This is a genomic window from Streptomyces sp. ISL-99 (assembly GCF_018614005.1).
Classification (GTDB): Bacteria; Actinomycetota; Actinomycetes; order Streptomycetales; family Streptomycetaceae; genus Streptomyces; species Streptomyces flavidovirens.
Genome location: NZ_JAGGPC010000012.1, coordinates 299,640 through 312,744 on the forward strand (window position 1 = coordinate 299,640; position 13,105 = coordinate 312,744).

Consider the following 13,105-nt stretch of genomic DNA (forward strand, 5'->3'; position numbering starts at 1 on the left):
GCTCAGAGGAACCGGCGGATGGGGCCGACGGCCGCCTCCCGCATCCGCTGTGTCACGGAGCGGTGTTTCCAGCGGCCCTTCTCGATCTGTTCGCTGACCCGCAGGTCCTCGTCGAAGTGCCGGTCCATGGTGGCGGTGAAGTCCTCGTCCAGGACGGCGAGCATGATCTCTTCGTCGTGGTCGAGGGAGCGGCGGTTGAAGTTGGTCGAGCCGATCAGGGCGGTGACCCGGTCGACGGTGATGACCTTGGCGTGCATCATCGTCGGCTGGTACTGGAAGATGCGCACCCCGCACGCGAGAAGGTCCTCATAGAAGTTCTGGCCGGCCAGGCGGCAGACCCGCTTGTCGGTGTGGGGGCCGGGCAGCAGGATCTCCACCTCGACGCCGCGCCGGGCCGCCGCGCACAGCAGATCGACGAAGTAGGCGTCGGGGGCGAAGTAGGCGGTGGCCAGGCGGAAACGTTCCTCTGCGGATTCGAGCATGACCCGCATGAGGGTCTGCATGTCGTGCCAGCCGAAGCTGGCCGAACCGCGGACGACCTGCACCACGGCGTCGCCCTGCGGTGTGTGGCCGGTGAAGCGGTCGCGCGCGTCGAAGAGGGTGTCGTGGCACTCGGCCCAGTTCTGTGCGAAGGCGGCGGCGATGCCGTCCACGGCGGGGCCGCGTACCTGGACGTGGGTGTCGCGCCACTCGTTCTCGTTACGGGCGTTGCCGCACCACTCCTCGGCTATGCCGACCCCGCCGGTGTAGGCCACCGATTCGTCGACGACCAGCACCTTGCGGTGGCAGCGGTGGTTCTGCTTGAGCGGGGAGAGGTACAGAGGCTTGCGGAACCACGTCACCTCGGCCCCGGCCCGGTCCATCAGATCGAGCAGGTCCTGTTCGATGAGCCGGCTGCCGAAGCCGTCCAGCAGCAGCCGCACGCGCACCCCGTTGCGTGCCCGGTCCGCCAGCGCCTTCGCGAAGTCGCGGGCTATCTCACCGCGCCAGTACACGAACGTCATCATGTCCACGGTGTGCTCGGCGCTGCGGATGCTCTCCAGCATGGCCGCGAAGATCTCGTCCCCGTTGCGCAGCGGAACCACGGCGTTGCCTTCCGTGGCGGCGATGCCGATCAGCCGCTCCAGGCGGCGCCGCATCCGCTGCTTGCGCTCCGGCAGAGACGGAACAGTGCCCTCTTCGGACAGCTGCGACTCGCTGCGTGTGCTCGTCATGGGTTCACCTGGCCGGTCGGGGAAGGCCGCCCCGCGCGTCCGGCAACCGCTGAGGCGAGCCGACTGTACACACCGGCTCGCAACCCGGGGAGCCGCGGTTTCGCCGCAGGCGAGGCGAAGCCGCGGCGGCGGACGTGCCGTGCCGTGTCATGCCGTGGCCCCCAGGGGCGTGGCCGCCGCGCCCGCACGTCGTCGACCGGCGGGAGCGGCAGGGTCGGCCTCGCCCGTCGACGACGATCGGCTGCGGCGGCTCACGCCGGGCTTGTCCGCCCTGGGCGCGTGATCAATCCCGTCCGGCGGTTTGCGACAACGCCGTAAGCAGCCCCACCACTCCCGCCGGGCCGTCCACCACCAGGTCGGCCCGGTCCGCGAGCGCGGGTACTTCGCTGCCGCTGCACACCAGCAGGCCGGGGACGCCCTCCGTACGGAGCTTCTCGACTGTGGAGTACGCGGCGACGTCGCCCAGATCGTCCCCCGCGTACAGCACGCAGCCCGCGCCGACCTCGCGTACGTACTCGGCGAGCGCCACGCCCTTGTCGATGCCGGGCGGGCGCAACTCCAGCACCAGGCGGCCGGGTTCGACGATCAGCCCGTGGCGGGCGGCGAGCTCGGCGAGGGGAACGCGCAGGGACTCGAACGCCGTTACGGGGTCCTCGGCGCGCCGTGTGTGGACGGCGACGGCCTGGCCCTTCTCCTCGATCCACGAGCCGCGCCAGGCGCCGATGCCTTCGAGGAAGCCGGGGAGTTCGGCGCGGGCGGCCTGTACGCCGGGGTGTGCGGCGGGGGCACGGACGGTGCCGGTGACGGCGTCCCAGCGCTCGGCGCCGTAATGGCCGAGTACGACGAGGTGTTCCAGGCCGGGGACTCCGGCGAAGCCGCCGTAACGGACCGCGACGCCGGCCGGGCGGCCGGTGATCACGGCTACGGAGCCGACGTTCGGCGCGAGTGCGGCGAGCGCCGCCACCGCGCCGGGGTGGGCGCGGGCCTGCTCCGGGTCGGGGACGATGTCGGCGAGCGTGCCGTCGAAGTCGAGGGCGATCACCGCCCGGTCCGGTGCGGCCAACAGCGCGGCCAGGCCGTCGCGGCCGGCGGGGGTCGCGGGAGTGAAGTCGGTCGGCAGGGGGTGCGGTTGCGATTGGCTGCCCATGCCCCCTGACCCTACCGGCGCCCGCGCCGAGCGTCCCGTACGCGGCGGAGGCGGTTGACCGTGACGGGGTCGTGGGCGAGGGCGCGTGGGTCGTCGAGCAGGACGTTGAGGAGCTGGTAGTAGCGGGTCGGCGAGATGCCGAGCTGCTCCCGTATCGCCCGCTCCTTGGCGCCGGGCCCCGGCCACGACTGCCGCTCAACGGCAAGAACAGCACGGTCCCGCTCGGAAAGCCCGGAGGGCTCGGACGGGGCGGACGGCTCAGTGCCGCCCCCGTCGTCCTCCCTCGGGAGGGGCCCGGCCGACGCGACGGGCGCGTCCGTCGCGTCCTGGGCGGCGGGCTCGTCCGGGGGGTAAGGCATATGAGCAGTCTAGGGCGGAGGGGAGAGCGGCCGGTTCGCCTACTCGGCGTTCTCCTGGGCCGCCGCCTCGCGGCCGATCGCGCCAAGGGTTCCGGTGGGATCGCCGTTGGGTCCGACCACCGAACCGATCTGCTTCTTGATGTTCTCGCTGACCTTCGCCCACGACGTCTTGCCGACCGGGTAGAGCGTCGATCCGGGCAGCGCCTCAAGGAACGGCCACAGTTCCTTGTGCGCCGGGTCCGCGCCCATCGTCTCGGACGCGGAGACGGTGACCGGCAGCAGGTCGTACTCGTCGGCGAACTCCAGGACGTTCTCGTCGCTGTACGCGAAGTCGAGGAACTCGCCGATCTGCCTGCCGTGGCCGTGCTGCTTGAAGCCCATCATCCAGTCGGCGACGCCCATGCTCGACCTCGCCTTGCCGTTGGGCCCCGGCAGCGGCACCATGCCGACCTTGACGCCGTTCTTCGCGGCCTGCTGGAGAAGCGAGGGGTGGCCGTTGAGCATGCCGACCTCGCCGTTCGCGAACGCGGCGAAGGCGGGCTTCCGGTCGAGCTTGCCGGGGGCGACGGGCCCGGTCAGCTCCTCGCCGACCAGGGTGTCCTTCAGCCAGCTGAAGGCCTCGATGTTCTGCACGGAGTCGATCGTGTACGAACCGACCGAGTCGGTGTAACCGCCGCCGTTGCTGAGCATCCACATCATGGTCTCGGCCTGGGCCTCTTCATTGCCCAGCGGCAGCGCGAACGGGTACTTCACACCGCGCTGCTTGAGCGCCTTGGCCGCGCTCTCGATCTCGTCCCACGTCTTGGGGGGCTCGACGCCGGCCTGGTCGAAGAGCGTCTGGTTGTAGAAGAGCAGGCGGGTGCTGGCGACGAACGGGATGCCGTACGACACCCGGCTGACCTCCCCCGCCTCGGCGAGCGGGGCGAGCAGGTTGGCCTGTACGGGGATGGAGAGCAGTTCGTCGACGGGGTAGAGCTTGTCCTCGGCCGCGTAGTCGGCGTACGCACCGATCTGGGCGATGTCGGGGGCATCGCCGGCCTCGACCATCTCGGCGACCTTGCGGTCGACGTCCTTCCAGTCGTAGACGGAGACGTCGACCTTGATGCCCTTGTTCTTGGCCTCGAACGCGGTGACGACGCCGTCCCAGTACTGCTTGGTGCTGTCGCCGCCCTCGGGGTCGTAGTCCGCCGCGACGAGTTTGAGGGTGACGTCACCGCCGTCGGAGCTTCCGCATCCCGCCAGGCCCACTGTCATGCCCAGTGCGACCACTGTCGCGGTCACACCCAAGAAGCGCCGGTGCACAGCTCTTTCCCCACCTGATTCGTTGTCCGACATGCGTATGAGCTGCGATTTTCGCCCAGTCCGCCCCGCGAGGTCTACACCAGTGGGGTCTCACTTGTACAACACCTCCACCCCGAAGTGGACTAGACCTTTCCAGGGTTTACGCGCGAGACTGTTCCCGTGAAACACGTCATCGCCCTCGATGTGGGCGGCACCGGGATGAAGGCCGCGCTGGTCGGCGCGGACGGCGCACTGTTGCACGAGGCACGCCGGGCCACCGGCAGGGAGCGGGGGCCCGAGGCCGTCGTCGAGACGATCACGGGCTTCGCCGCCGAACTGCGCGCGTACGGCGAGGAGCGGTACGGCGAGAGCGCCTCGGCCGCGGGCGTGGCCGTACCCGGCATCGTCGACGCCGAGAACGGGATCGCGGTGTACGCCGCCAACCTGGGCTGGCGCGACGTACCCATGCGGGAGTTGCTCAGCCGCAAGCTGCACGGCGTGCCGGTCGCGCTCGGCCACGACGTACGCACCGGCGGCCTCGCCGAAGGCCGGATCGGGGCGGGCAGGGGCGCGGACCGCTTCCTGTTCGTACCGCTCGGCACCGGGATCGCCGGCGCCATCGGCATCAACGGCGTCATCGAGTCCGGAGCCCACGGTTACGCCGGCGAGATCGGCCACATCGTCGTACGCCCCGGCGGCCCCCCGTGCGGCTGCGGCCAGCGCGGCTGCCTGGAGCGCCTCGCCTCCGCGTCCGCCGTGTCCGCCGCCTGGGCCGCCGCCTCCGGCGACCCCGACGCCGACGCCGCCGACTGCGCGAAGGCCGTCGAGTCGGGCGATCCCAGGGCCCGGGAGGTGTGGCTGGAGGCCATCGGCGCGCTCGCCGACGGGCTCGTCACCGCGCTCACCCTCCTGGACCCCCGCACCCTGATCATCGGTGGCGGACTGGCCGAGGCGGGGGAAACCTTGTTCACACCACTGCGGGCGGCCGTCGCGGAACGCGTCACGTTTCAGAAGCTGCCCTCGATCGTTCCGGCGGCCCTCGGGGACACCGCCGGCTGCCTGGGCGCGGGGCTCCTCGCCTGGGATCTCCTCAAAGCCGACTCCACGGAAGCCACGGAGGTATCCGCCTGATGGCCGGACGCGCTGCAAGCAAGGTTCTTTCCGGCGCCCGGGTGGTGCTGCCGACCGGGACCGTGGAGAACGGCCGGGTCATCGTCGAGGGCGGCCGCATCGCCGGCGCCGCCCCTGCGGACGCCCCCTCCCTGGACCTCTCCGGCCACTGGATCGTGCCGGGCTTCGTCGACATGCACGTGCACGGCGGCGGCGGCGCGTCCTTCACCTCCGGCACCGCGGAGGACGTACTCAGGGGCGTACAGACGCACCGCGAGCACGGCACGACGACGATCGCCGCGTCGACCGTGACCGGCGAGATGGACGTACTCGCCCGGCAGGCCGCGCTGCTCTCCGAGCTGGTCCAGCAGGGCGACCTGGCCGGCATCCACTTCGAGGGCCCGTTCATCTCGCCGTGCCGCAAGGGCGCGCACAGCGAGGACCTGCTGCGCGACCCCGATCCCGCGGAGGTCCGCAAGCTGGTCGACGCCGCGCACGGCACCGCGAAGATGGTCACGCTGGCGACCGAGCTGCCCGGCGGCATCGACTCGGTGCGGCTGCTCGCCGAGCACGGCGTGATCGCCGCGATCGGCCACACGGACGCGACGTACGAGCAGACCGTCGAGGCCATCGACGCGGGCGCGAGTGTCGCCACGCACCTCTACAACGCGATGCCCGCCCTCGGCCACCGCACGCCCGGCCCGATCGCCGCACTCCTGGAGGACGAGCGGATCACGGTCGAGCTGATCAACGACGGTACGCACCTGCACCCGGCCGCCCTGGAGCTGGCGTACCACCGGGCGGGCGCGGCCCGCGTCGCCTTCATCACGGACGCGATGGACGCGGCGGGCTTCGGCGACGGCATGTACGACCTCGGGCCGCTCGCGGTCGAGGTCAAGGACGGGGTCGCGCGCCTCGTCGAGGGCGGCTCGATCGCCGGCTCCACGCTCACCCTCGACACCGCCTTCAAGCGCGCGGTGACCGTGGACCGGCTGCCGGTCGAGGATGTCGTACGGTCCATCTCCGCCAACCCCGCCCGCCTGCTCGGCGTCTACGACAGGGTCGGCTCGCTGGAGCCGGGCAAGGACGCGGACCTGGTGGTCCTGGACGCCGGCTTCACGCTCAAGGGCGTGATGCGCAAGGGCGCCTGGGTGATTGAGCCGTAAGTAACCCTAACTGGGGTGATTTCACCATCAGTTGATATCAAAGCGACACAGAGCGGTTGGCCCGGAACCCTGGGCCGGCCGCTTTCTTTTTGGCATGATCACCCCGGCAGGGTTCAGAGGGCAAGCGCTTCCACAGGGGGTGACGCAGGTGATCCTGACGGTCACGCTGAACACCGCACTCGACATCACCTACCGCGTCCCGGCCCTCACACCGCACGCCTCGCACCGGGTGACCGACGTCGCGGAACGCCCCGGCGGCAAGGGCCTCAACGTGGCGCGCGTACTGGCCGCCCTCGGCCACGACACGGTCGTGACCGGCTTCGCGGGCGGCCCCTCCGGCGCCGTACTCCGCGATCTGCTCGCACCCCTCGCCCCCGTCGACGCACTCGTGCCCGTCTCCGGCAACACCCGCCGCACCGTCGCCGTCGTCGACGCCGCCACCGGCGACACGACCCAGCTCAACGAGCCGGGCCCGACGGTCACCCCCGACGAGTGGGCGGCCTTCCTCGCCTCGTACGCCGAACTCCTGGGCGGCGCCGAGGCGGTGGCCCTCTGCGGCAGCCTGCCCCCCGGCATCCACGTCGGCGCGTACGCCGAACTGATCCGCCGCGCCCGCACCGCCGGCGTCCCCGTACTCCTCGACACCAGCGGCGAACCACTGCGCCGCGGCATCGCCGCCCGCCCCGGCCTCGTCAAGCCCAACGCCGACGAACTCGCGCAGCTCACGGGCTCCCGCGACCCCCTGCGCGCCGCCCACGACGTCCGCCGCCGGGGCGCGCACACCGTGGTCGCCTCGCTCGGCGCGGACGGCATGCTCGCCACCACCCCCGAGGGCCTGTGGCAGGCGGCCCCGCCGGCCCGCGTGAAGGGCAACCCGACGGGCGCGGGCGACTCGGCGGTGGCCGGGCTGCTCTCGGGGCTGGTGGAGCAACTCCCCTGGCCCGAGCGGCTGGCGCGGGCGGTGGCGCTGTCGGCGGCGACCGTACTGGCCCCGGCGGCGGGCGAGTTCGACGTACGGACCTATGAGGACCTGCTCCCACAGGTCGAAGTCACCGCCCACGCCACGGCGGCGTAACCACGCCCACACACGAGCACCAGGGGATCGCATGCCACTCGTCAGCACCGGCGAACTCGTCACCGCGGCCAGGGAATCGGGCCACGGCCTCGCCGCCTTCAACGTCATCACGCTGGAGCACGCGGAGGCGATCGCGGCCGGCGCGGAGCGGGCGGGCGCACCGGCCGTCCTCCAGATCTCCGAGAACGCCGTGAAGTTCCACGGCGGTGACCTCACCGCCATCGCGGCGGCGGCGACGGCCGTGGCCCGCGCCTCCGCCGCCCCGCTGTCCCTCCACCTCGACCACGTCGAGTCGGTCGAACTGCTGCGCGCGGCGCACCCGGCGGGCTTCAGCTCGGCGATGTTCGACGCCTCGAAGCTGACGTACGGCGACAACGTGAAGGCCACGGCGGAGGCAGTGCGCTGGGGTCACGAGCGCGGCATCTGGATCGAGGCGGAGCTGGGCAAGGTCGGCGGCAAGGAGGGCGAGGCCCCGCTCGACGCCCACGCACCCGGCGTACGCACGGACCCGGTGGAGGCGGCGTCCTACGTGGCCGACACCGGCGTGGACGCCCTCGCCGTCGCCGTCGGCTCGTCCCACGCGATGACGGACCGCACGGCGGCCCTGGACCACGACCTGATCGCCGCCCTGCGCGCCGCCGTACCCGTGCCGCTGGTCCTGCACGGCTCGTCGGGCGTACCGGACGGGGAGATCCGGCGGGCGGTCGCGGCGGGCATGGTCAAGATCAACGTGGGCACGGCCCTGAACACGGCCTTCACGGGCGCGGTACGGACCTACCTGGACGCGAACCCGGCGACGGTCGACCCCAGGAAGTACCTCGTCCCGGCTCGCGAGGCGATGACCGGGACGGTGGCGCACTTCCTGGGGCTGATGGGCCCCTGAAGCACGGGGGCTACTGGATGTGGCCGGCCTTGAGCTCCAGCCGGTCGAGGTTGGCCTCGCACTGGTCGCCCGCACCGCAGGAGATCACGAAGGTGTTCTCACCCTCGGTGAGGTTGACGAAGGCGAAGGTGTTGGTCCAGCCCTTGTCCCAGGCGCCCGCCTCGGCGTTGGCGAAGTTCTTCATGTTCAGCCCGCCGCTGTGCGGCTTCCCGTTGACCGTCAGCGAGGTCTTCGCGTCCTTGCCGGGCACGCCGTAGTCGATCGACAGCGTGTACGCCCCGGCCTTCGGCACCTTCACCGTCCAGGTCGCGGAGGCACCCGGCGTGTTCAGCGGGACGTACGCGCCGCTCGCCGACCGCGCACCGGGAATCGTCTTGTCCGTGGACAGACCGGGAGAGAGCTGGAGGAGCGCCGCGTCCTTCTTGGGCAGCTCGACCGTCGGCTCCTCCGGCTTGTCCTTCGGGTCCTCGCTCGGCTTGACCGTCTGGCCGGCGCTGGAGCCGCCGCCGCCCGTGTCACCGGCCTGCGTGTTCTTGTCGTCCTTGTCGCCGCTGGTTATCAGGGCCACGCCGATGCCTATGAGGACGACCGCCACGACCGCCACCGCGCCGATCAGCAGGCCCTTGGTGTTGGGCCCGCCACTGCGGCCGCCACCACCGCCCGCGTGCGACACCTGGCGGGTGGGTGCGCCGCCGGGCTGTGTCTCGGGGGCCGCGTAGTGGGCGTTGGGCTGGCTGTAATTCTGCTGGCCGTAGGCCTGCTGCGGGGGCACCTGCTGGCCGTACTGCTGCTGGTGCTGGCTGTGCTGCTGCTGCCCGTACTGCCGCTGCCCGACCGTTCCCACCTGGTGGTACGAGGTTCTGGGCACCCCGGGCTGCGAGGCCGGGCCCGGGTAGCCGTAGCCGCCCGAGCGGGGCGAGACGGCACCCGCCGCCTGGCCGTCCTCGTAGAGGTAGCCGAACGGATCGTCGTCCTCAGGCGTGCTCGTGCCGTTGTTCGCGGCAGTCATCCCTGGTCACTCCTCACCATGTTCGCCAGCCGTCGCCGACCGGGCGAGCCTACCCCGAATGGGCAACCCGAAGGTTTGGCGTGGACCACAGTGCGGTAGTGGGGGGTCGGTCAGCCCGCTCGCCTGTGAACCTTGGCACGGGAGCGCTTCTCCACGTACATCCGCTGGTCAGCGGAGTGCAACACCTCGTCCGCCGACATTCCGCAGCTCGCCCAGCCGATGCCGAAGCTCGCTCCGACCCGGACCGCCCTGCCGTCGACTCTGATCGGCGGAATGATGGCGTTTCGCAAGCGTACGGCGAGGTCGGCGGCGTCCGCGCTGCCGAGACCGTCGGCGAGAACGACGAATTCGTCACCTCCGAGCCGGGCGACCGTATCTCCGTCGCGTACGCACGTCGTCAGCCGGCGGGCGACCTCGATCAGGACGGCGTCTCCCGTGTGATGCCCGAACCGGTCGTTGATCGACTTGAAGCCGTCCAGGTCGCAGAAGAGGACGGCGAGCCCCTTCGTGCCGTCGTCGGCGCCGCCCGCCCCGCCGTCGGCGTCCGAGGTCGGCGCGACGATGTGGACGTGGTGGTCGAAGGAGCCCGCGTCGGTGTGCGGGTTGTAGTCGAAGTCGTGCTCGGGCACGGCCCTCCCGGGCGCGGAAGGCTCGCCGTACGCCGCGTCCAGGGCCTCGACCGCCGTGGCGCGCACCGAGTGCGGGCGGCGGCACAGCCGGGAGGAGAGGCGGGAGCGCAGCTCGGCGCTGTTGGGCAGGCCGGTGAGCGAGTCGTGCGAGGCGCGGTGGGCGAGGTGCAGCTCGTGGCGCTTGCGCTCCTCGATGTCCTCGACGTGGGTGAGGAGGAAGCGCGGCCCGTCGGTGGTGTCGGCGACGACGGAGTTACGGAGGGACACCCAGACGTACGTCCCGTCGCGCCGCGCCAGCCGCAGCTCGGCCCGGCCGCCCTCGGCCGACGTACGCAGCAGGGTGCCGATGTCCTCGGGGTGGACGAGGTCGGCGAAGGAGTAACGGCGCATCGCGGAGGCGGGGCGGCCGAGGAGCCGGCACAGCGCGTCGTTCGTCCGCAGCAGCCGGCCGTGCTGGTCGCCGCCCATTTCCGCGATGGCCATGCCGCTGGGGGCGTACTCGAAGGCCTGCCGGAAGGATTCCTCACTGGCGCGCAGAGCCTGCTGCTCGCGCTCCAGGCGGACGAGGGCGCGCTGCATGTTTGCGCGAAGCCTGGCGTTGCTGATCGCAATGGCCGCCTGGGACGCGTACATCTGGAGCGCCTCCTGGCCCCAGGGGCCGGGGTGCCTGCCGTTGCGCGGCCGGTCGACGGAGATGACGCCGAGGAGCTCCTGGCCGCCGCCCGACGCGTACATGGGGGCGTAGAGGCGGTCGTGCGGGTGCCACTCGTCGGCGAAGCGGGGCTCGGGGCCCTCGGTGTGCCACTGGGGTACGTCGTCGTCGAGGAGGACCCAGCCCTCGGTGTGCGGGATGAAGTGCAGGTCACCCCAGGCCTCGCCCATGGAGAGGCGGCGCTCCCAGGAGGCGCGGGAGCCGACGCGGCCGGTGATCAGGGCTTCGGCCGCCGCGTTGCCCGCGAAGGCGGCGATGACGAGGTCGCCGTCGGGCTGGACGAGGTTTACGCAGGCCAGCTCGAACCCGAGACCCGCGACGACTCCGTCGGCCACGGCCTGCAGGGTGTCAGCCAGGCTGGTGGCCCGATTGAGGTCGGCGACCACCTGGTGAAGCTGCCGCAGCGTCGCCAGGCGGACGTACGGCTCGGACTCGGCCTCCATTGTTCGCTCTCCCCGAGACCTCGACAGCAACTCCAGGATTCTCAATCGCCGCACTTGTTGCAGTATCACGGCCACTGAATCACAGCGAGCTGCCCACCCGGTACACAGGGTCAGCAAATACTGGGCTGTGTGACTCAAGTCACGTCAGGTGAGGAACGGCTGGATGGGGTGGGTGGGAGCCGCGTGGGAGCGCTCCATGGTTTTGTTGAACGCAAATAGCGCAAATGCGGCCTCGTGGTCCTAGGACCGGGAGGGGAGCGTACTGGTCCCAAGGCCCGATGGTGGCGGGCGGAGCGGCGGGCATAGCGTTCCTGTGTGTTCCAGACGACTTCCCCCCAGTCCCCCCACCCCTCGATCCCGCATCCTGAGGGGGTGAGCAGCGAAGAGTTCCGGGCCGCGATGTCCCGCTTCACGGCGGGCGTGACCCTCGTGTCCGCGCACGATCCGGACAGTGGTGCGCGCGGTGAGGACGTCGGCATGACAGCGACGGCCTTCATGTCGGTGTCGCTGGACCCGCCGCTGGTACTGGTGAGCGTACGGAACGGCTCACGCATGGACGACCTGCTGGCCGAGCAGCCACTGTGGGCGGTGTCACTCCTGTCGGAGAGCCAGCGGCACATCGCGGGGCGGTTCGCGATGAAGGGCCGGCTCAGCGACCGCCTGCTGTTCGAGGACATCCCGTATACGCGGGGCACGGCGTCCGGGGCCCCGCTGATCGGCGGGGCGCTGGCGGTGGTGGAGTGCAGGACCGAGCAGCGGGTGGAGGCGGGGGACCACACGCTGGTGATCGGCCGAGTCCTCGCAGTGGGCCTGCCGAGCGCGGACGGGGGCCCGCTCGCGTACTTCAGGGGCCGGTACCGCCATTTGGCCTGAGGGCCGACTGTCGTCACCTCAGCGCGCTCGCGTACTCCCTGGTCCCTAGTCCCAGCCGCCCGAACGGCCGCGCTTGGTCTCGCTGCGCGCCTTCTTGTTGCGCAGGCGGCGCTCGTTGATGCCGCGGGGGATCTTCTTGGCCCTGCGCGGCTTGGGCGGCGGGGCGGTCGCCTCGGCGAGCAGGGCCGTCATGCGGACGAGTGCGGTCTCGCGGTTGCGCCACTGGGAGCGGTGCTCGGACGACCGTACGGAGATGACGCCACCCACCAGCCGGGAGGCGAGCCGCTCCAGTGCGCGTTCCTTCCAGACGGGGGGCAGCGCTTCGGTCCTCGCGAGGTCGAAGCGGAGTTCCACCTGTGAGTCGGTGGTGTTGACGTGCTGGCCGCCGGGCCCTGAGGACCGGGAGAAACGCCACGTGAGCTCCGCCTCCGGCAGGGAGACGGCACCGCGAATGACATGAGGCCCGGACATGCGTCCAATGATCCCGTGCCGGCGGGCATCACGTCACCCACTTTTCCGTGGCGGCCTGGAACCTTGCGGCGGCCTGTCGGCGTTAGAGCGGGTGACGGTAGCTTCGGACCCCACGGGTCCGACCGGCCCGCACGACTTCAAGGAAGAGGACATCCCGATGGCTGTAAGTCTGTCCAAGGGCGGCAACGTCTCGCTCACCAAGGAGGCCCCGGGCCTGACCGCCGTCACGGTCGGCCTCGGCTGGGACGTCCGTACGACCACCGGTACCGACTTCGACCTCGACGCGTCCGCGATCGCGGTCAACCCGACCGGCAAGGTGTACTCCGACAGTCACTTCGTCTTCTTCAACAACAAGTCGACGCCGGACCAGACCATCGTCCACACCGGGGACAACCGCAGTGGTGAGGGCGCGGGCGACGACGAGGCGATCAACGTCAACCTGGCGGGGCTGCCGGCCGACGTCGACAAGATCGTCTTCCCGGTCTCGATCTACGACGCGGTGACCCGCAGTCAGAACTTCGGCCAGGTGCGCAACGCGTACATCCGCATCGTCAACCAGGCCGGTGGCGCCGAGATCGCGCGCTACGACCTGAGCGAGGACGCCGCCACGGAGACCGCGATGGTCTTCGGCGAGCTCTACCGCAACGGCGCGGAGTGGAAGTTCCGCGCGGTCGGCCAGGGCTACGCGTCCGGCCTGACGGGCATCGCGTCGGACTTCGGCGTCAACGTCTGA

General features: G+C 71.2%; 13 protein-coding genes. 6 read left to right on the top strand and 7 right to left on the bottom strand.

Annotation, left to right across the window (positions count from 1 at the left end):
* Positions 1-2: 2 nt before the first annotated feature.
* The 4 genes from J7E91_RS08385 to J7E91_RS08400 form a co-directional block, all read right to left on the bottom strand.
* Positions 3-1,214, bottom strand: coding sequence for a phosphatidylserine/phosphatidylglycerophosphate/cardiolipin synthase family protein (locus J7E91_RS08385; protein ID WP_214900359.1), 1,212 nt, complete (start codon positions 1,212-1,214; stop codon positions 3-5).
* Positions 1,215-1,497: 283 nt separating this feature from the next.
* Positions 1,498-2,361, bottom strand: a complete 864-nt coding sequence (gene otsB, locus J7E91_RS08390) for a trehalose-phosphatase (RefSeq protein WP_214900361.1) — start codon at positions 2,359-2,361, stop codon at positions 1,498-1,500.
* 11 nt (positions 2,362-2,372) lie between these two features.
* Positions 2,373-2,720, bottom strand: coding sequence for a DUF3263 domain-containing protein (locus J7E91_RS08395; protein ID WP_214900363.1), 348 nt, complete (start codon positions 2,718-2,720; stop codon positions 2,373-2,375).
* Positions 2,721-2,759: 39 nt separating this feature from the next.
* A complete protein-coding gene (locus J7E91_RS08400) occupies positions 2,760-4,055 on the bottom strand; it encodes an ABC transporter substrate-binding protein (protein WP_214900372.1) in 1,296 nt (431 codons plus the stop codon).
* A 126-nt stretch (positions 4,056-4,181) separates the two neighbouring features.
* Here J7E91_RS08400 and J7E91_RS08405 point away from each other — a divergent pair, with 126 nt between their 5' ends.
* The 4 genes from J7E91_RS08405 (at position 4,182) to J7E91_RS08420 (ending at position 8,235) form a co-directional block, all read left to right on the top strand.
* Positions 4,182-5,132, top strand: a complete 951-nt coding sequence (locus J7E91_RS08405; protein ID WP_214900373.1) for an ROK family protein — start codon at positions 4,182-4,184, stop codon at positions 5,130-5,132.
* Positions 5,132-6,277, top strand: a complete 1,146-nt coding sequence (nagA, locus tag J7E91_RS08410) for an N-acetylglucosamine-6-phosphate deacetylase (protein WP_214900374.1) — start codon at positions 5,132-5,134, stop codon at positions 6,275-6,277. Before J7E91_RS08405 ends, nagA begins: the two co-directional genes overlap by 1 nt.
* Positions 6,278-6,425: 148 nt before the next feature.
* On the top strand, positions 6,426-7,352 hold the full coding sequence (locus tag J7E91_RS08415) for a 1-phosphofructokinase family hexose kinase (protein ID WP_214900375.1): 927 nt from the start codon (positions 6,426-6,428) through the stop codon (positions 7,350-7,352).
* Positions 7,353-7,383: 31 nt separating this feature from the next.
* Positions 7,384-8,235 carry a class II fructose-bisphosphate aldolase gene (locus J7E91_RS08420; protein ID WP_214900377.1) on the top strand — a complete coding sequence of 284 codons (852 nt, stop codon included), beginning with the start codon at positions 7,384-7,386 and terminating at the stop codon, positions 8,233-8,235.
* A 10-nt stretch (positions 8,236-8,245) separates the two neighbouring features.
* On the opposite strand, the gene J7E91_RS08425 is transcribed toward J7E91_RS08420, so the two are convergent.
* Together J7E91_RS08425 and cdgB are read right to left on the bottom strand one after the other, a co-directional pair.
* On the bottom strand, positions 8,246-9,244 hold the full coding sequence (locus J7E91_RS08425) for a carbohydrate-binding protein (RefSeq protein WP_214900379.1): 999 nt from the start codon (positions 9,242-9,244) through the stop codon (positions 8,246-8,248).
* Positions 9,245-9,354: 110 nt separating this feature from the next.
* The gene (gene cdgB / locus J7E91_RS08430; RefSeq protein ID WP_214900388.1) at positions 9,355-11,028 is read right to left on the bottom strand and encodes a diguanylate cyclase CdgB; all 1,674 of its coding nucleotides are present in this window, start codon (positions 11,026-11,028) and stop codon (positions 9,355-9,357) included.
* A gap of 372 nt (positions 11,029-11,400) precedes the next feature.
* On the opposite strand from cdgB, the gene J7E91_RS08435 reads away from it, so the two are divergent.
* Positions 11,401-11,901 (top strand): flavin reductase family protein, encoded by a 501-nt coding sequence (locus tag J7E91_RS08435; protein ID WP_214900390.1) that lies wholly within the window; start codon positions 11,401-11,403, stop codon positions 11,899-11,901.
* A gap of 45 nt (positions 11,902-11,946) precedes the next feature.
* Here the strand turns inward: J7E91_RS08435 and arfB are convergent, their stop codons facing one another.
* Positions 11,947-12,381 carry an alternative ribosome rescue aminoacyl-tRNA hydrolase ArfB gene (gene arfB, locus J7E91_RS08440; RefSeq protein WP_214900471.1) on the bottom strand — a complete coding sequence of 145 codons (435 nt, stop codon included), beginning with the start codon at positions 12,379-12,381 and terminating at the stop codon, positions 11,947-11,949.
* Between the two features lie 148 nt (positions 12,382-12,529).
* On the opposite strand from arfB, the gene J7E91_RS08445 reads away from it, so the two are divergent.
* Positions 12,530-13,105, top strand: coding sequence for a TerD family protein (locus J7E91_RS08445; RefSeq protein ID WP_028814590.1), 576 nt, complete (start codon positions 12,530-12,532; stop codon positions 13,103-13,105).

Coding starts and splice junctions, on each gene's coding strand:
- J7E91_RS08385 (WP_214900359.1), bottom strand. CDS start 1,214: ATGACGAGCACACGCAGCGAGTCGCAGCTGTCCGAAGAGGGCACTGTT.
- otsB (WP_214900361.1), bottom strand. CDS start 2,361: ATGGGCAGCCAATCGCAACCGCACCCCCTGCCGACCGACTTCACTCCC.
- J7E91_RS08395 (WP_214900363.1), bottom strand. CDS start 2,720: ATGCCTTACCCCCCGGACGAGCCCGCCGCCCAGGACGCGACGGACGCG.
- J7E91_RS08400 (WP_214900372.1), bottom strand. CDS start 4,055: ATGTCGGACAACGAATCAGGTGGGGAAAGAGCTGTGCACCGGCGCTTC.
- nagA (WP_214900374.1), top strand. CDS start 5,132: ATGGCCGGACGCGCTGCAAGCAAGGTTCTTTCCGGCGCCCGGGTGGTG.
- J7E91_RS08420 (WP_214900377.1), top strand. CDS start 7,384: ATGCCACTCGTCAGCACCGGCGAACTCGTCACCGCGGCCAGGGAATCG.
- J7E91_RS08425 (WP_214900379.1), bottom strand. CDS start 9,244: ATGACTGCCGCGAACAACGGCACGAGCACGCCTGAGGACGACGATCCG.
- cdgB (WP_214900388.1), bottom strand. CDS start 11,028: ATGGAGGCCGAGTCCGAGCCGTACGTCCGCCTGGCGACGCTGCGGCAG.
- J7E91_RS08445 (WP_028814590.1), top strand. CDS start 12,530: ATGGCTGTAAGTCTGTCCAAGGGCGGCAACGTCTCGCTCACCAAGGAG.